Source organism: Brevundimonas sp. NPDC046655, assembly GCF_044901625.1.
Taxonomy (GTDB): Bacteria; Pseudomonadota; Alphaproteobacteria; order Caulobacterales; family Caulobacteraceae; genus Brevundimonas.
In genome coordinates, this window is the sequence record NZ_JBJDPV010000007.1 from 73,301 (window position 1) to 89,577 (window position 16,277).

Consider the following 16,277-nt stretch of genomic DNA (forward strand, 5'->3'; position numbering starts at 1 on the left):
TAGAAGAGGCGTGAGCAGCACAGAAGCCCCCTCCCTGTCGCAGGCCGCCCAACGCGTGGGAGCGGGGGTGGCCGCTGTTCCGTCCGGCTCGATGGAGGCCCTGCGCGAGCGGCCCCGGCGCGGGCGCGGGCTGTCGCTGCGCACCCTGATCGTGTTGCGCTGGCTGGCGGTCTTCGGCCAGACCTGCGCCATCCTGACCGCCTATTTCGCCCTGCACTTCCCCCTGCCTTTGTGGGAATGTCTGGCGACCATCGGCGCGGGGGTGGTCATGAACCTGGCCACCATGGCGCGGGCGCGGCGCATCGACGGCAGCCTGCCCAACGGCCTTCAGACTGCGACGCAGCTGGGCTTCGACATCCTGCAGCTGGCCACGCTCCTGGCCCTGACCGGGGGGCTGGACAACCCCTTCTGCCTCCTGCTGGTCGCGCCGGTGACCATCGCGGCGGCTTCCTTGCCCTCGCGTCAGGCCCTGGTGCTGGGCGTCATGGCCCTGATTGCTCTGGCCGTTCTCTTCTCCTGGTCCCTGCCCCTGCCCTGGCGCCTGCACGAGCATCTGGTCCTGCCGCCCCTCTATCGGTTCGGCATGGGCCTGGCCCTGGCCACCGGGGTCCTGTTCACCTCGGGCTACGCCTGGAAGGTGGCCGCCGACGCCGAGAAGCTGGAACTGGCCCTGGCCACCACCCAGGACGTGCTGCAACGCGAACAGAGGCTGGCGGCCCTGGGCGGTCTGGCCGCCGCCGCCGCCCATGAACTGGGCACGCCCCTGGCGACGATCCAGGTCGTGGCCAAGGAGCTGTTGCGCGCCTCCCCGCCCGACAGCCCGACCGCCGAGGACGCCGCCCTGATGCTGCAACAGGCCGAACGCTGCCGCGACATCCTGAAACAGCTGTCGGCCCAGCCCGAGGACGGCGACCCCCTCTATGCCGACGTCGACCTGAAGGCCCTGCTGGAGGAGGTGGTCGAGCCGCACCGCGGCTTTGATCTGGATTTCCAGACGGCGGTGAAGGCCCCGCCGGGCCAGCCCCTGCCGCGGGTCCATCGTCTGCCCGAGGTCGTTCATGGCCTGTCGACCCTGATCGAGAACGCCGCCGACTTCGCCCACAGTCGGGTGCGCGTGACGGCCATAGTCGACGCCGGCTGGATCGAGATCGACATCGTCGACGACGGGCCCGGCTTCGCTTCGGAAATCCTGCCGCGACTGGGCGAGCCCTATGTCACCAGCCGGCCCCAGGCCAAGGCGCGCCGCGCCCTCGCGGCCCAGATCGCCGCCGCCTCGGCCCGCCCGCGCAAGGCGGGCCGCCCCACCGCAGCCCCCCCGCCCATCACCGCCCCCATTGCGCCCAGCCAGGGCGGCATGGGGCTGGGCTTCTTCATCGCCCGCACTCTGCTGGAGCGCAGCGGGGGCAAGGTTTCAGTCGGATCCGGCGGCGGCGAAAAGGGCCAACCCAAGGGCGCGCGCGTCACCGTCCGCTGGCCGCGCCAGGCGCTTGAAGTCACAGATCCCGCCCTCGAACCACGCGCGGCGGGTGGCACCTGATGTCGCAGTCGGGAGCTAAAACCTTGACCATGCCGCGCGGACGCACGACCTGAGCGTCAGGAGAACTAAATGTCCGAACTCGAAGCGCGTATCGCCACCCTCGCCGACAAGACCCTGCTGCTGCTGGACGACGACGCAGCCCTGCGCACGCGCATGGGCCGGGCGCTGGAAGCGCGCGGCTTCACCGTGACCCTGGCCGGTTCCGTGGCCGAGGCCGGCGACGCCCTGCGCGTCTCCGTCCCCGCCTTCGCCGTGCTGGACATGCGGCTGGAGGACGGCAACGGCCTGAAGGTGGTCGAGGCCATTCGCGAACGCCGCGAGGACGCGCGCATCGTCATGCTGACCGGTTACGGCGCCATCGCCACGGCGGTCGCGGCGGTCAAGGCCGGCGCCGTCGACTACATGCAGAAACCCGCCGACGCCGACGACGTGGTCAAGGCCCTGCTCTCGGTCGGCGAAGCCCCCGAGCCGCCGGAAAACCCCATGAGCGCCGACCGGGTGCGCTGGGAGCATATCCAGCGCGTCTATGAGCTGTGCGACCACAATGTCTCGGAAACCGCCCGCCGCCTGGGCATGCACCGCCGCACCCTGCAGCGCATCCTGGCGAAAAGAGCGCCGCGCTAACTCCCTTCTCCCCTTGTGGGAGAAGGTGGCAGGCGAAGCCTGACGGATGAGGGGTGTAAGCGCCTCGGCCTGAAAGCGCCCTCGTCGGCACCTCAAGTTTTAATGTCGCGCCGACACCCCTCATCCGGCCCTGGCGGGCCACCTTCTCCCACAAGGGGAGAAGGGCATCACGCCCGCATCGTCCTCAACGCCCCCAGTCGCGCAAAGGCCAGGGTCAGCGCCTTGCGCCGCGCCGGGGCCAGGGGCGTCGCCGGCGCCTCGCGCACCACGGCCCCGCCGAAGCCGTCGGCGACGATCAGGCCCGGCTCGTCCGGCAGAACGCCCTGCGGAAACTCAGGCGCCACGGCGAAGTAGAAGGCGTCGCAGAAGGGACCGTACTCCTGCCACTTGCGGTCCACGCGATAATCGTCGATCCCCGACTTCACCTCGCAGATGACCACGTCGCCCTTCGGCCCCAGAGCCATGACGTCGGCGCGCCGGCCATTGGGCAGACAGACCTCCAGCAGGGGCGCATAGCCCAGGTCGCGCATCAGCCGCGCCGCCCCCCGCGTCACCGAGAGAGTGGTCTCGGGACGGCTGAAGACCAGTTCGAGATGCAGGGCGGAGGCGGCCATGCAGCCTTTATGTTCCGCCTATGTTCCCACCGCAAGCGGCGCCGTCAGCGGCCGGTGTGAACCGGCTCCCCGCGAAAGCCCAGTTCCCGCGCCCGCGCGATCAACCGGGTCCGGGTCGCCTCCGACGGGCTCTGGCTGCGGTGCCAGATCCACCAGTTCGACTTGTTCGGCAAACCCATGATCGCCCAGCTGTAGTCTGGCGCGTGGTCCCAGACCCAATAGTTCTGCCCCGCCAGACCGCCGAAGCTGAGCAGGCCGGTCAGGGTGAAGCGGAACTTGGCCCTGGTGGAAGCGTCGGTGACGCGGGCGTTGGCGTGCAAAGTCTCGATCTGTCCGCCCGGGCGCCGGGTGCAGGTCACGACGATGCCGTAGCGCCCGGCCCGGCTCTGGGGCGTGAAATCGATCTGGGCGCGGCTGCAATCCTTTTGAACATCATTGGGATTGCGCACGATCTCGAACCAGCGCCCGTCGAAGCGGTCCAGGTCCACCGCCTCGGCCTGGGCCAGGGATAGGGCCAGGGCGGGGCCAGCCAGAAGGCTGAGCGTCCCAGCCATAAGGACGAGGCGGCCAAGGGTGCGGTGTCTCATACGGCGTCCTCCGAAAGTCCCGACGCGGTCCTTACGCTCGACGCCGGGCTTCGGATGACGCGGCGGCTACAGACGCGCGCGGTTGGTCCGCCATTCGTCGCGCGTCTGGCCCCACAGGTTGACGGGGTGATGCTGGAACGGCGGCGGCATGACGCCCGGGCCGCGATTGGTCGAACCGAGACGCAGGGCCACCTTCTCCGACGCCAAGTTGTCCGGATCGATGCAGTGGATGACATCGGGCCAGTCCAGGACGTCGAAGGCGTAGTCCATGGCGGCGGCGGCGGCCTCGACCGCATAGCCCTTGCCCGTGGCGTCGCGGTGCAGGCTCCAGCCCACCTCGCGCCCCGGCCAGTCGTAAGGGTGCAGTGGCCCGATCCGGCCCATCCACTGCCCGGTTTCTTTCTCGATCAGCGAGAACATGCCCTCGCCCTGCAGGGCCCACATGCCAGCGACCGAGGCCATTCCGCGCCAGACCTCGTGTTTGGACTGCACCCCGCCGATGAAGCGGGTCGTCTCCGGGTCGCTCATGAAGTCGGCCCAGCGCGGGAAGTCCTCCAGCGTCGGCGGGCGCAGGAACAGGCGTTCCGTCTCCAGCGTCGGGCCGAGCGGGGAAGTCGGACGCTCGATCACAGCAGATACTCCCGTTCCAAGGTATAGACGCTGCCGTCGCCGGTCAGGACGCTGGAATAGAGGCCGAAGCGGTCCACCCGGATCGGCGGCGAATGCAGCAGGTTGTGTCCGGCGATCCAGGCTCCGATGCGGTCCGGGTTCGTCTGCGGCTTCAGATAGGCCAGCGTCACATGCGGCCGGTATTCGCGCTTCTCGGGCGGCACGCCCGCCCGCTCGCCCGCCGAGCGACAGCGTCCGGCCAGAACATTCAGCGGCTCCGACCGCTCCAGCCCCGCCCACAGGGTATGGGTGCGGTGAGCGTCGCCGAAGGCCCCGACCCCGTTCAGGGTGATCTCGAAGGCCCCGCCGCCTTCGGCCCGGCTCAGTTCCGAGGCCAGATCATCAGCGGTGCGCTCGGAGGCGTCGCCATAGAAGGCCAGGGTCACGTGCAGGGCGTCCAGCGGTCGCCAGCGCGCCCCAGGCAGGCCGGATTGTCGTCGCTGCAAGGTCTCGGCGACGTCTTCGGGAATGGCGATGGCGGTGAACAGACGCAGCATGCGACCCTTGGTAGCGGGCGGAACGACCGTTCGGAAGACGGGTTTTCCTTGCAAGGCGGGCCGTCCGTCCCGATATTTCCCGTCAAGGTCGGCATTTGCCGTCCACTCAGGAGACTTCTTTCGCGATGAGCGACTTCAACAACGGCTATGCGCGCCCGCTTCCGCAGTCGGCGGACATGTCCGTCGACGCCGGTCTGCGCGCCTTCATGCTCGGCGTCTACAACAAGCTGGCCATCGGTCTGGTGGTCGCCGGCGCCTTGGCTTTCGTCACCGGCAACTACCCCCCGGTGCAGCAACTGCTCTACACCCAGGCAGCGGACGGCCGTATCGGCCTGACTATGCTGGGCATGGTCATCCAGTTCTCGCCTGTGGTCATGCTGTTCGGCTCCATGTTCTTCATGAAGAACCCGACGGCCAAGGGCGTGAACATGCTCTACTGGGCCGTGGTTTCGACCATCGGCGCCGGTCTGGGCGTTCTGTTCCTGCGCTACACCGGCGGTTCGCTGGCCTCGACCTTCTTCGTCACGGCGGCGGCCTTCGGCGGTCTCAGCCTGGTCGGCTACACGACCAAGAAGGACCTGACCGCCATGGGCAGCTTCCTGATCATGGGCGTGATCGGCCTGGTCATCGCCTCCATCGTCAACATCTTCATGCAGTCGGGCACGATGTACCTGATCATCTCGGGCCTCGGCGTGCTGATCTTCTCGGGTCTGATCGCCTATGACACACAGCGCCTGAAGATGACCTACTATGCGCTCGGCGGTAATCAGGAAGCCATGGGCGTGGCCACGGGCTTCGGCGCCCTGAGCCTGTTCATCAACTTCATCAACCTGTTCCAGTTCCTGCTGGCCTTCATGGGCGGCAGCCGGGAATAGAATTCGGAAACGACTGAGCTTGGCAGGGCCCCGGGGGAAACGCCGGGGCCTTTTCTTTGAACAACGACACCCTATCCGCTCATCCGCGCGGAGGCGGGGACCCAGTAAGAGCGCCGGGCGGAGCGTTCATCCGTTGATCGAAGTGTCTTGAAGCCAAAGCACTGGGTCCCCGCCTCCGCGGGGATGAGCGGTGGGTGGCTATTCCACCACCGTAAACTTGCGGCTGTCGAACACGCGCAGCACCTGGGCCAGGTCCCGGCCGCGCTTGAGCACATGGCCGCCCTCGCCGATCACGGCCCACTGGCCCTGTTTCAGGCGCAGGGCCGGGCGTTTCTCGATCCGGTAGAGCGGCGCGTCGCCCGAGCGGCGGAAGACGGCGAACTCGGCCACCTCCTTATGGCCGATCATGGCGTAGTCGCGCCATTCCCCGGCGGCGACCATGCGACCATAGACCCGCAGCACCAGTCCCAGTTCCTGTCGATCAAAGAAGACCGGACCGGGCTGAGAGGCGTCTGAACTGTGCGGATCAAGGCTCATCGTTTCTCAACTTAAGGGGCTGCGCGCCGAACGCCAGCGGCGCCGCGACTTGTCACCCGCCCGCCACGCGTCCAAAAGGCGGATCAAGTTCAGATACGGAGACGAACCCATGGCGACGAGCGAAGGCTGGGATATGCCCACCGGCGACCTGATGAAGGGCAAGAAGGGCCTGATCATGGGGGTCGCGAACTCCAGTTCCATCGCCTGGGGCATCGCCTCTCAGCTGGCCGCCCAGGGCGCCGAGCTGGCCTTCACCTACCTGGGCGAAGGCCTTGAGCGCCGCGTGCGCCCCCTGGCCGAAAGCGTCGGCGCCAAGCTGCTGATCCAGGCCGACGTCACCGACGACGCCTCGATGGACAAGGCCTTCGAGGAGCTGGAGAAGGAATTCGGCACGATCGACTTCGTCGTCCACTCGGTGGCCTTCGCCAACAAGGACGAGCTGAAAGGCTCCTTCGTCGACAACACCACGCGCGACAGCTTCCTGCTGGCCATGAACATCTCGGCCTTCAGCTTCGTCGACGTGGCCAAGCGTTCGGCCAAGCTGATGCCCAACGGCGGCTCGATGATCACCCTGACCTACCTCGGTTCGGAACGGGTCATCCCCAACTACAACACCATGGGCGTGGCCAAGGCCGCCCTGGAAGCCGCGACCCGCTACATCGCCCGCGACCTGGGTCCGAAGAACATCCGCGTCAACGCCATCTCGGCGGGCGCCATGCGCACCCTGTCGCTGGCCGGCATCTCGGGCGGGCGCGGCCTGCACTCCAAGTCGGCCCAGTTCTCGCTGATCAAGGAAGAGACCTCGATGGAAGGCGTCGCCGGCGCCGCCCTGTGGCTGTGTTCGGACCTGGGCCGCTCGACCACGGGCGAAGTCGTCCACGTCGACGCTGGCTTCCACGCCGTCGGCCTGCCGGACGACGTCGAGGGCTGATCCCCTCCGGGTTCTGGATATGAAAGGGCCGTCGGGAAACCGGCGGCCCTTTTTGCTTCCCGGGCGCCGCCGCCCGGCCTAGCTTCGCCGCATGAGTTCGTCGCGCCTGCCGCCCCCCGCCAGCTTCTCCGCCGCCGCCGTGGCCACCGTCATCGGTTTCGGCGGCACGGTCGCCCTGATCGTTCAGGCGGGTCAGACGCTGGGCGCCTCGCCCGCCCAGATCATCTCCATGGTCACCGCGCTCTGCCTCGGCATCGGCCTGCCGGGCGCGGTGCTCAGCTGGCGGCTGAAGATGCCCGTCGTCCTGGCCTGGTCGACGCCGGGCGCAGCCCTGCTGGCGGCCTCGACGTTGGGGCTGGGGTGGTCGACCGCCGTCGGGGCCTTCGTCATCGCCGGCCTGCTGATGGTGCTGACCGGCCTGGTCCCGGCTCTGGGGCGGCTGGCCGAGCGCATTCCCGCCGCCATAGCCTCGGCGATGCTGGCCGGGGTGCTGCTGCCCTTCTGCCTGAAGCTGTTTCTGGTCTTCCGGAGCGACATGGGGCTGGCGGCGGGCCTGCTGGCGGTCTTCCTGATCATGCGCCGCGTCGCCGCCGCCTGGGCCCTGCCGGCGGTTCTGGTCGCGGCCTTTGCGGTCCTGGCCCTGCGCGGTCAGGTCGGCCTGCCCGCCGGGACCGGCCTGTTCGGCCAGCTGTCGCCGGTCATGCCCGCCTTCGACTGGAAGGCGGCGATCAGCCTGGCCCTGCCGCTCTATCTGGTGACGCTGGCCTCGCAGAACCTGCCCGGTCTGGTGGTGCTGCGGGCCGCCGGTTATGCCCCGCCTGCGGGCAAGCTGATCTTCTGGGGCGGGCTGACCAGCACCATCCTGGCCCCCTTCGGCACCCACGGCGTCAATCTGGCCGCGATCACCGCCGCCATATGCACCGGCCCCGAGGCCCAGCCCGACGCCGACCGACGCTGGACGGTCGGCGTCCTCTACGGCCTGATCTATCTGGGGGTCGCCCTGTTCGCCGCGCCGCTGGCGGGCCTGTTCATCGCCATGCCGACCGGGGCGCTGGCGGTGATCACCGGCCTGGCCCTGATCGCGCCGCTGACGGGGTCGCTGGGCGGCATGATGAGCGTCGTCGAGGACCGCGAGGCGGCGGTGCTGACCTTCGCCGCCACGGCGTCGGGCGTGGCCCTGTTCGGCGTCGGCTCGGCCTTCTGGGGCCTGGCGGTCGGCTTCCTGGCGCTGGCGGCGCGACGCTGGATCCGCCCCCGACCCTGAACTGGTTTTACATTCACGCCCTTCCGTCCCCAGCGGGACTGTGACAGCCTGACGCCCGGCCGACTGGCGGCCGTCTGAGCGAGGCGATCATGGCGCACAAGTTCGAAGTCTATCAGGACAAGGCGGGCGAGTTCCGCGTCCGGTTCAAGTACAACTCCGAGATCATCTTCTCGACCGAAGGCTACTCGGACAAGTCGGGCGCCAAGCGCGCCATCGAGTCGATCAAGAAGCACGTCGGCGACGCCCCGACCGAAGAAGTCTGAGTTTCGCGGGGGCGCGGCGCTTCCGCCCGCCCCCGCTATCTCTCCTACGGCCGCGCCGGGATGTTCAGACCCCGCTGCACCGCCGGTCGCGCCAGTCCCCGCTCCAGCCAGGCGGCGACGCGCGGGAAGTCGGCGAAACCGACCAGATCGCCCGCCTCATAGAAGCCGATCAGGTTGCGCACCCAGCCCAGGATGGCGATGTCGGCGATGGTGTAGTCGTCGCCCATGATCCAGTCCTGTGGTTCTCCCCCTTCATTGGCCAGCCGCCCCTCCAGCACCCCCAGCAGACGTCGCGACTCGGCGACGTAGCGGTCGCGCGGACGCTTGTCCTCGAACTCGCGCCCGGCGAACTTGTGGAAGAAGCCGACCTGGCCGAACATCGGGCCGATCGAGGCCATCTGGAAGAAGACCCACTGCAGGGTCTCGTAGCGCGCCGCCGGATCAGCGGGCAGGAAGCGCCCAGTCTTTTCGGCCAGATAGACCAGGATGGCCCCGGACTCGAAGAGGGCCAGCGGTTTGCCGCCCGGACCGTCCGGATCAATGATGGCCGGGATCTTGCCGTTGGGGTTCAGCGACAGATAGTCGGGCGTCCAGGTCTCGTTCTTGCCGATGTCCACCAGATGCGGCTCGTAGGCCAGACCCAGCTCCTCGAGCAGGATGGAGACCTTCACGCCATTGGGCGTCGGCAGGGAATAGAGCTGCAGCCGGTCAGGATGAGCCGGCGGGTACTGACGGGTGATCGGAAAGGCGGACAGGTCGGCCATCAGGCGCTCCGGAAGCAAGGTTGAGCCTCCCATGTTGGAAGCCTGACCGCCTGCCGCAATAGCCACCGCATCAGTGGCGGTCGATCAGGCCTCGTCGCGCTCGTCCACCTCAGTCGGGCGCACGATGCGCAGCCATCCCTCAGAGATGCGCAGGTCCGGCGCCGCCTCGCGGGTGAAGGGCAGGTACCAGGTCGGACCGCCTTCCTTCGGGCTGATCTCCAGCATGTCCGAGGCACCGAAATTCTGCACCGACTTGACCGTGCCGACGACGGCGTCGTCCAGATCACGGGCCTGCAGCCCCACCAGATCGGTCAGGTAGAACTCGTCTTCTTCCGGCTCGGGCAGGCGGTCGCGCGGCACGAACAGCTTCTGGCCGCGCATGGCGTCGGCCTGTTCCTTGGTGGCGATCTCCTTGACCTTGGCCACCACGCCGGCCTTGTCGGGGCGCGCCGACAGCAGGGTCAGGGCGGGCGTTCCGTCCGCCTTGAGCAGGGGCTGATAGGTCAGCAGGGCCATGGGATCGGCGGTGAAGGCGGTGATGCGCACCTCGCCCTTCACGCCGAAGGCGCCGCCGATCTGGGCGACGAGGATCAGTTTCGGGTCAGACATGGGAGCTCCTCATAAACGTCACCCCGGAATCGCGAAGCGATATCCGGGGCCACGGCAGGCGAGACAATGTGGAACTGCAGCGCCCTTGGCGGTCCCGGATACCGCCTTGCGGCGGTTCCGGGATGACGCACGAAAGGCTTAGGCCTGTTCTTCGGTCGCTTCGGCGGCCGGAGCTTCTTCAGCAGCGGCTTCTTCAGCAGCCGGAGCGTTCTTGGCGGCTTCGGCGGCAGCGGCGGCTTCTTCCTTGGCGCGGGCGGCGGCTTCGGCAGCCTCGACCTTGGCGGCGGCTTCAGCTTCCAGACGGTCGGCTTCGCGCTGGGCGCGCTCGGCGGCGCGTTCCTGGGCCTTCTTGCCCGGCGTGCCCTTGTTCGGGTTGTTCGACTGGGTCCAGGCGACCTTGCCGACCAGGGCTTCGTCTTGCGACTGGCTGATGAAGCGGGCGACGCGGTCGGTCGGCTGAGCGCCCTTGGCCAGCCATTCCGAGATGCGGTCGGCCTTCAGGACGACGCGCGGGGTGGCGCTGTCCTTGGGCAGCATCGGGTTGTAGCTGCCGACGCGCTCGATGAACTTGCCGTCGCGCGGAGCGTGCGAGTCAGCCACGACGATGTAGTAGTAGGGGCGCTTCTTGGCGCCGCCGCGGGCCAGACGAATCTTCAGCATTTTCAGTCTCTTTCTAGAAAATCGAAATCAGTTCTTTTTCGGGAAGCCCGGCAGGCCCGGAAGGCCTCCCGGAAGTTGTCCGCCGCCCAGTCCGGCAAGCCGGTCCTGAATGGCTTTCATGTCGTCGGCGCTGGGTTCGGCCATCTTGCCGCCGCCCAGGGCCTTGAGGCGGGCCATGTCGGGACCGCCCATTCCGGGAAGGCCGGGCATGCCGCCGCCTCCGCCGAGACCGCCCATCATGGCGGCCATCTTCTGCAGGTTCTTGCCGCCGCCCTTGGACAGGGACTTGACCATGTCGGCCATCTGCCGGTGCTGTTTCAGCAGGCGATTGATGTCCTGGACCTCGACGCCCGAACCGGCGGCGACGCGCTTCTTGCGGCTGGCGTTCAGCAGGTCGGGCTTCTTGCGCTCGGCCTTGGTCATCGAGGAAATGATGGCCAGCTGGCGGTCGATCATCTTGTCGTTGACGTTGCTGTCGGCCATCTGGGCCTTCAGCTTGGCCACGCCGGGCAGCATGCCCATGATGCCCTGCAGCCCGCCCATCTTCTTCATCTGGCCCAGCTGGCCGGCCAGATCGTCCAGATCAAACTGGCCCTTGGCCAGCTTGCGGGCCATCTTCTCGGCCTTGGCCTGATCCAGCTCGCCCGCGGCCTTTTCGACCAGGGCGACGATGTCGCCCTGACCCAGGATGCGACCGGCGACGCGGCGAGCGTCGAAGACGTCGAGGGCGTCGACCTTTTCACCGGCGCCCAGATACTTGATCGGCAGGCCGGTGACGGCGCGCATCGACAGCATGGCGCCGCCGCGGCCGTCGCCGTCGGCGCGGGTCAGCACCAGGCCGGTCAGCGGCAGACGCTCGTGGAAGGCGGCGGCCGTGCGCACCGCGTCCTGACCCGTCAGGCTGTCGGCGACCAGCAGGGTCTCGACCGGATTGGCGACGCGGGCGACCTCGGCCACCTCGGCCATCAGGGCCTCGTCCAGCGTGATGCGGCCGGCGGTGTCGAGGATCAGGACGTCGAAGCCCTGCAGCTTGGCGGATTGCAGGGCGCGCTTGGCGATCTCGACCGCCGACTGGCCCGCCACGATAGGCAGGGTCGCGACCTCGATCTGCTGACCCAGGGTCGCCAGCTGCTCCATGGCCGCCGGACGACGCGTGTCCAGCGAGGCCATCATGACCTTCTTGCGGTCGAACTTGGTCAGGCGCAGCGCCAGCTTGGCCGAGGTCGTGGTCTTGCCCGAGCCCTGCAGGCCGGCCATCAGGATCACGGCGGGCGGCGTGGCGTTGGTGTTCAGCGGAACCGGCTCTTCGCCGCCCAGCATCTCGACCAGACCGTCATAGACGATCTTGACCACCTGATCGGCCGGCTTGACCGAACGGATGACCTCTTCGCCGGTCGCCTGTTCCTTGGCGCGGCTGATGAAGTCCTTGACCACCGGCAGGGCGACGTCGGCCTCGAGCAGGGCGACGCGGACTTCGCGCAGCGCTTCCTCGACATCCTTTTCGGACAGGGCGCCGCGGCCGGTGATCCGGTCGAAGACGCCTGTCAGCCGCTCGTTCAGAGCCTCGAACATTCAAAACCTTTCATGCGCGAACCCTGACCTCCATAGAGAAACGGCCTCTGGCGACGATCACGTCGGCAGAGGGTCCTCGCCGGGCTCGTTCTTTTTTGGGGCTATCGGCCGGTCGGCCTACTTGAGCCCGATTGGGCTGTGCTCAAGCAGCGCTCAGCGCGGTAGCACGACCAAGAAAGCTGTCGTACCGGAGGAGGCGCAGGTTCAATTGCGCCGGAAGCGGCGGCTTATGGAGCATTCACAAGCAAATGTCGACTCCCGGTTGAGGCCCCCTACAACCACACAAAGGGTTTCAGCGTTGACCATAGGGCTGGCCCCCTCGGATTCCATTGATACGGTTCCGCTCCCAGCCTCCCCGCTGAAGGACAGCATAATGATCCAGGCCGCCGACGACCGACTGCGCGACGAGGTTCGCCTTCTGGGCGCCCTGCTCGGCGAGGTGATCCGCGATGAGGGCGGACAGGAACTCTACGACCGGATCGAGGCGGTGCGTCAGGCCTCGGTGGCCTATCACCGCGACCCGGCCTCGCACGACGCCGCCGAACTGGAAGGCCTGCTGAAGGACCTGTCGCTGGATCAGGCGATCGGCCTGACCCACGGTTTCGCCGCCTTCTCTCTGCTGGCCAATGTCGCCGAGGACCGGGCGGGCAAGCGCCGCGCCCGCGAACAGGCTGCGGCCGGCGAACGCGCCGATACGCCCGAGGGCGCGCTGAAGCGACTGGATGCGGCCGGCGTGGACCGGGCGGCGGTGCGTGATCTGCTGGCCACCGCCCTGATCTCTCCCGTCCTGACCGCCCACCCGTCCGAGGTGCGCCGCAAGAGCGTCATCGACCGTATCGCCGCGGTCGGCGCTCTGCTGGACGGCTGCGACCGCGACGGGATCGCCTGTTCGCCCACGGCGCTGAAGGCGGCCTTGCGCCGTCAGATCGTCATCCTTTGGGCCACGCGACTGACCCGCGCCTCGGGCCTGGTGGTGCAGGACGAGATCAACACCGTCACCGACTGGCTGCAGCGCATCTTCCTGCACGTCGCCCCGGCCCAGTTGGCCGAGTGGCGCACCCTGCTGGACGCGCCCGACCTGCCGCCCTTCCTGCGCATCGGCACCTGGGTCGGCGGCGACCGCGACGGCAATCCCAATGTCGACGGCGCGGTTCTGGCCGCCGCCTTCCGCACCCAGTCGCGCGCCGTGCTGCGCTTCTATCTGGAGGAGACGAATGCGCTCGGCGAGGAGCTCAGCCTCTCGGCCGACCTGACCGCCGTGACGCCCGAACTGGCGACACTGGCCCAGACGTCCGGCGACGCCTCCATCCAGCGGGCGGACGAGCCCTATCGTCGAGCGCTGAGCCAGATCTACGCCCGGCTGTCGGCGACCCATGCGGCCCTGACCGGCGGCCCCGCCCCCCTGCCCGCCCAGTTCGAGGCCCCGGCCTATGAGGGGCCCGACGCCTTCCGCACCGATCTGGCTGTGCTGCACGACAGCCTGATCCGCACCCACGGCGCCGTCTTCGCCGACGACCGGCTCGCGCGCCTGATCACGGCGGCCGACGTCTTCGGCTTCCACATGGCGACGCTCGACCTGCGCCAGAACTCCGACGTGCACGAACGGATCGTCGCCGATCTGCTGAAGGTCGCGGGCGTCTGTCCCGACTACGCCGCTCTGGACGAAGAGGCCCGTCTGACCCTGTTGGCGCGCGAACTGGCCAATCCGCGCCCGCTGTTTTCGCCCTACGCCGGCTATGCGGCCGAAACCCTGAAGGAACGCGCCATCCTGCAGGCGGCGGCCCGGGCCCTGTCCGCCTTCGGCCCCCAGGCCATCCGCACCCATATCGTCTCCAAGACCGACGCCGCCTCGGACATGCTGGAGGTCTATCTGCTGCTGAAGGAGGTCGGCCTCTACGATCCGGCCGATCCCGCCGCCTGCCCCATCCAGGCCGCCCCCCTGTTCGAGACCATCGAGGACCTGCGCGCCTCGCAACCGACGCTGGAACGGGTTCTGGCCGAGCCGTCGGCACGCGCCGTGGCGACCGCGCGCGGGGTGCAGGAGGTCATGATCGGCTATTCGGATTCGAACAAGGACGGCTCCTACCTGACCTCGGGCTGGGAACTGCACGAGGCCTCGCGCGCCCTGCTGGACGTGACCCGCGCGGCGGGGGTCCGTCTGCAGCTGTTCCACGGTCGCGGCGGCGCGGTCGGGCGCGGCGGCGGCTCCAGCTTCTCGGCCGTGCTGGGCCAACCGGCGGGCACGGTGGCTGGCCGCATCCGCGTCACCGAGCAGGGCGAGGTCATCGCCAACAAGTACGGCGAGCCGGAGGTGGCGCAGCGCAACCTCGACGCCCTGACCTGCGGCACCCTGCTGGCCTCGCTGGGCCCGCAGACCGACGGCGGCTACAGCGCCGAGCACGGCGCCACGGCGGCCCGCCTGTCGGCGGCGTCGATGAAGGCTTATCGCGCCCTGGTCTATGAGACGCCGGGCTTCGTCGACTATTTCCGCGCCGCCACCCCCATCGCCGAGATCGCCGACCTGAAGATCGGCTCGCGCCCGGCCAGCCGTTCGACCTCGACCGCCATCGAGGACCTGCGCGCCATTCCCTGGGTGTTCAGCTGGTCACAGTCGCGGGTCATGCTGCCCGGTTGGTTCGGCTTCGGCTCGGCGGTTCAGGGCGAGGACCCGGACGAGCTGCGCGACATGGCCGCCGCCTGGCCCTTCTTCCGCACCGTGGTCCAGAACATGGAGATGGTCATGGCCAAGGCCGACATGGCCATCGCCCGGCGCTACGCCGGACTGGTCCCCGATCCCGCCCTGGCCGAGCGCATCTATGGCGAGATCCTCAAGGAATGGGAGCTTACCCGGGCCGCCGTCCTGTCGATCACCGGTCACGACGACCTGCTGGGCGGCCAGCCCGAACTGGACCGGCTGATCCGTCAGCGCATGCCCTATGTCGAGCCGCTGAACCATGTGCAGATCGAACTGATCCGCCGCCGTCGCGCGGGCGACGACGATCCGCGTGTCAGGAACGGCATCCTCCTGGCCATCAACGGCGTGGCGGCAGGCCTCCGAAACAGCGGTTGATCACAGCCACTTGGTCCGCTTGAAGGTGATGTAGAGGCCCAGGCAGATGGCCACGATCAGCCCCATCACCACGGGGTAGCCATAGACCCAGCGCAGCTCCGGCATGTGTTCGAAATTCATGCCGTAGATGCCGGCCACCGCCGTCGGGGTGGCCAGGATGGCGGCCCAGGCGGCCAGCTTGCGGGTGATGACGCCCTGGCGCTGCTGCTCCAGCAGGTTGGACACTTCGAACACCGACGACAGGATGTCGCGCAAGCTCGCCGCCCGACTGGAGACGCGCCGCACATGGTCGGCCACGTCGCGGAAATAGGGGCGGACCTCGCGGTCGATGCAGGGCAGGTCCAGCGACTGCAGCTTGTTGGCCACCTCCTCCATCGGGCCGAGGACCCGGCTGAACTTCAACAGTTCGCGGCGCAGTTGGAACAGGCGCTTGATGTCGGCGCGCGACAGAAAGCTGTCCAGCGCCCGCTGCTCCATCTCCAGCACGCTGTCCTCGATGTCGTCGATGATAGGGACATAGGCGTCGACGATGAAGTCCAGCACCCCGTGCAGGATGAAGTCGGCGCCGTGCTTCAGCTGCAGCGGCGAGGCCTCCAGCTGGGCGCGCAGCTGGGTGTGGGCGCGGGCCGAGCCGTGGCGGATGGTGATGACATAGCGGGGCCCGACGAAGACGTGGGTCTCGCCATACCAGATGGCGTCGTCGGCCTTCTGGGCGGTACGGGCGACGATGAACAGCTCGCCGCCATAGACCTCGAGCTTGGGCATCTGATGCGCCGCCAGCGCGTCCTCGACCGCGAGCGGGTGCAGATGAAAGCGCCGCACCAGGGCCTCAAACTCCTCGCTCGTCGGCTCGTACAGGCCGATCCAGAGGTATTCGCCCGGCTTGAGCCGCAAACCCTCATCGGTCAGCGGCGCCTCGCGAACCCGCTTGCCGTCCTTGTAGATATAGGAGGCGACGACGCTCATGGGCGCTCCTTCATTGAACGGCCAAGGCTTACGCCACCTCAGCCGGAAACAGAATGGGCTGCCGACAAGCCTCTTCCTCGCCGTCATTCCGGGGCGCGCAGCGAACCCGGAACCCAGGCGCCGACTCCTGTCGCGCCCTGGCCGATCAAGCGCCTGGGCCCCGGATCGCTCCTCCGGGCCGTCCGGGGTGACAGCGGGGTTGGCGCAATGATGACGGCCAAAGAAAAGGGCCCAGCGG

The 16,277-nt window shown here is 68.3% G+C and carries 17 protein-coding genes; 7 read left to right on the forward strand and 10 right to left on the reverse strand.

Annotation, left to right across the window (positions count from 1 at the left end; all coding sequences use genetic code 11):
• Positions 1-10: 10 nt before the first annotated feature.
• Together ACI2KI_RS16100 and ACI2KI_RS16105 are read left to right on the forward strand one after the other, a co-directional pair.
• Positions 11-1,537: an ActS/PrrB/RegB family redox-sensitive histidine kinase gene (locus tag ACI2KI_RS16100; protein WP_404621685.1), complete on the forward strand. Its 1,527-nt coding sequence runs from the start codon at positions 11-13 to the stop codon at positions 1,535-1,537.
• Between the two features lie 69 nt (positions 1,538-1,606).
• The gene (locus ACI2KI_RS16105; RefSeq protein ID WP_292084660.1) at positions 1,607-2,161 is read left to right on the forward strand and encodes an ActR/PrrA/RegA family redox response regulator transcription factor; all 555 of its coding nucleotides are present in this window, start codon (positions 1,607-1,609) and stop codon (positions 2,159-2,161) included.
• A gap of 167 nt (positions 2,162-2,328) precedes the next feature.
• Here ACI2KI_RS16105 and mmcB read toward each other — a convergent pair whose 3' ends face one another.
• From mmcB to thpR, 4 genes are all read right to left on the reverse strand, one after another.
• A complete protein-coding gene (mmcB, locus tag ACI2KI_RS16110) occupies positions 2,329-2,775 on the reverse strand; it encodes a DNA repair putative endonuclease MmcB (protein ID WP_404621688.1) in 447 nt (148 codons plus the stop codon).
• Positions 2,776-2,819: 44 nt separating this feature from the next.
• Positions 2,820-3,362, reverse strand: a complete 543-nt coding sequence (locus ACI2KI_RS16115; protein WP_404621690.1) for a lipocalin family protein — start codon at positions 3,360-3,362, stop codon at positions 2,820-2,822.
• Positions 3,363-3,428: 66 nt separating this feature from the next.
• Complete coding sequence (locus ACI2KI_RS16120) at positions 3,429-3,992, reverse strand: GNAT family N-acetyltransferase (protein ID WP_404621692.1); 564 nt, start codon at positions 3,990-3,992, stop codon at positions 3,429-3,431.
• Positions 3,989-4,528, reverse strand: a complete 540-nt coding sequence (gene thpR / locus ACI2KI_RS16125) for an RNA 2',3'-cyclic phosphodiesterase (RefSeq protein ID WP_404621694.1) — start codon at positions 4,526-4,528, stop codon at positions 3,989-3,991. The genes ACI2KI_RS16120 and thpR overlap by 4 nt, the downstream gene beginning before the upstream one ends.
• A gap of 125 nt (positions 4,529-4,653) precedes the next feature.
• Between thpR and ACI2KI_RS16130 the strand changes: the two genes are divergently transcribed.
• Entirely contained in the window at positions 4,654-5,403 is a 750-nt protein-coding gene (locus ACI2KI_RS16130; RefSeq protein ID WP_404621696.1) for a Bax inhibitor-1/YccA family protein, read from the forward strand.
• 198 nt (positions 5,404-5,601) lie between these two features.
• On the opposite strand, the gene ACI2KI_RS16135 is transcribed toward ACI2KI_RS16130, so the two are convergent.
• Entirely contained in the window at positions 5,602-5,940 is a 339-nt protein-coding gene (locus ACI2KI_RS16135) for a DUF2794 domain-containing protein (protein WP_313102981.1), read from the reverse strand.
• A gap of 133 nt (positions 5,941-6,073) precedes the next feature.
• Here ACI2KI_RS16135 and ACI2KI_RS16140 point away from each other — a divergent pair, with 133 nt between their 5' ends.
• From ACI2KI_RS16140 to ACI2KI_RS16150, 3 genes are all read left to right on the forward strand, one after another.
• On the forward strand, positions 6,074-6,871 hold the full coding sequence (locus tag ACI2KI_RS16140; protein ID WP_404621754.1) for an enoyl-ACP reductase: 798 nt from the start codon (positions 6,074-6,076) through the stop codon (positions 6,869-6,871).
• Between the two features lie 91 nt (positions 6,872-6,962).
• Positions 6,963-8,135, forward strand: a complete 1,173-nt coding sequence (locus tag ACI2KI_RS16145) for a benzoate/H(+) symporter BenE family transporter (RefSeq protein ID WP_404621698.1) — start codon at positions 6,963-6,965, stop codon at positions 8,133-8,135.
• Between the two features lie 89 nt (positions 8,136-8,224).
• Positions 8,225-8,398 (forward strand): DUF1508 domain-containing protein, encoded by a 174-nt coding sequence (locus ACI2KI_RS16150; RefSeq protein WP_114817138.1) that lies wholly within the window; start codon positions 8,225-8,227, stop codon positions 8,396-8,398.
• A gap of 44 nt (positions 8,399-8,442) precedes the next feature.
• On the opposite strand, the gene ACI2KI_RS16155 is transcribed toward ACI2KI_RS16150, so the two are convergent.
• The 4 genes from ACI2KI_RS16155 to ffh all read right to left on the reverse strand — a co-directional run bounded on the left by ACI2KI_RS16155 (position 8,443) and on the right by ffh (position 12,003).
• Positions 8,443-9,162 carry a glutathione S-transferase N-terminal domain-containing protein gene (locus ACI2KI_RS16155; RefSeq protein ID WP_404621700.1) on the reverse strand — a complete coding sequence of 240 codons (720 nt, stop codon included), beginning with the start codon at positions 9,160-9,162 and terminating at the stop codon, positions 8,443-8,445.
• A gap of 84 nt (positions 9,163-9,246) precedes the next feature.
• The gene (rimM, locus tag ACI2KI_RS16160) at positions 9,247-9,771 is read right to left on the reverse strand and encodes a ribosome maturation factor RimM (protein ID WP_404621702.1); all 525 of its coding nucleotides are present in this window, start codon (positions 9,769-9,771) and stop codon (positions 9,247-9,249) included.
• Positions 9,772-9,909: 138 nt separating this feature from the next.
• Positions 9,910-10,431: a 30S ribosomal protein S16 gene (rpsP, locus tag ACI2KI_RS16165; protein WP_404621704.1), complete on the reverse strand. Its 522-nt coding sequence runs from the start codon at positions 10,429-10,431 to the stop codon at positions 9,910-9,912.
• Between the two features lie 27 nt (positions 10,432-10,458).
• Positions 10,459-12,003, reverse strand: coding sequence for a signal recognition particle protein (gene ffh, locus ACI2KI_RS16170; protein ID WP_404621706.1), 1,545 nt, complete (start codon positions 12,001-12,003; stop codon positions 10,459-10,461).
• A 373-nt stretch (positions 12,004-12,376) separates the two neighbouring features.
• On the opposite strand from ffh, the gene ppc reads away from it, so the two are divergent.
• Positions 12,377-15,073 carry a phosphoenolpyruvate carboxylase gene (gene ppc / locus ACI2KI_RS16175; protein ID WP_404621708.1) on the forward strand — a complete coding sequence of 899 codons (2,697 nt, stop codon included), beginning with the start codon at positions 12,377-12,379 and terminating at the stop codon, positions 15,071-15,073.
• On the opposite strand, the gene corA is transcribed toward ppc, so the two are convergent.
• Positions 15,074-16,039 carry a magnesium/cobalt transporter CorA gene (corA, locus tag ACI2KI_RS16180; protein WP_404621710.1) on the reverse strand — a complete coding sequence of 322 codons (966 nt, stop codon included), beginning with the start codon at positions 16,037-16,039 and terminating at the stop codon, positions 15,074-15,076.
• Positions 16,040-16,277: the final 238 nt, after the last annotated feature.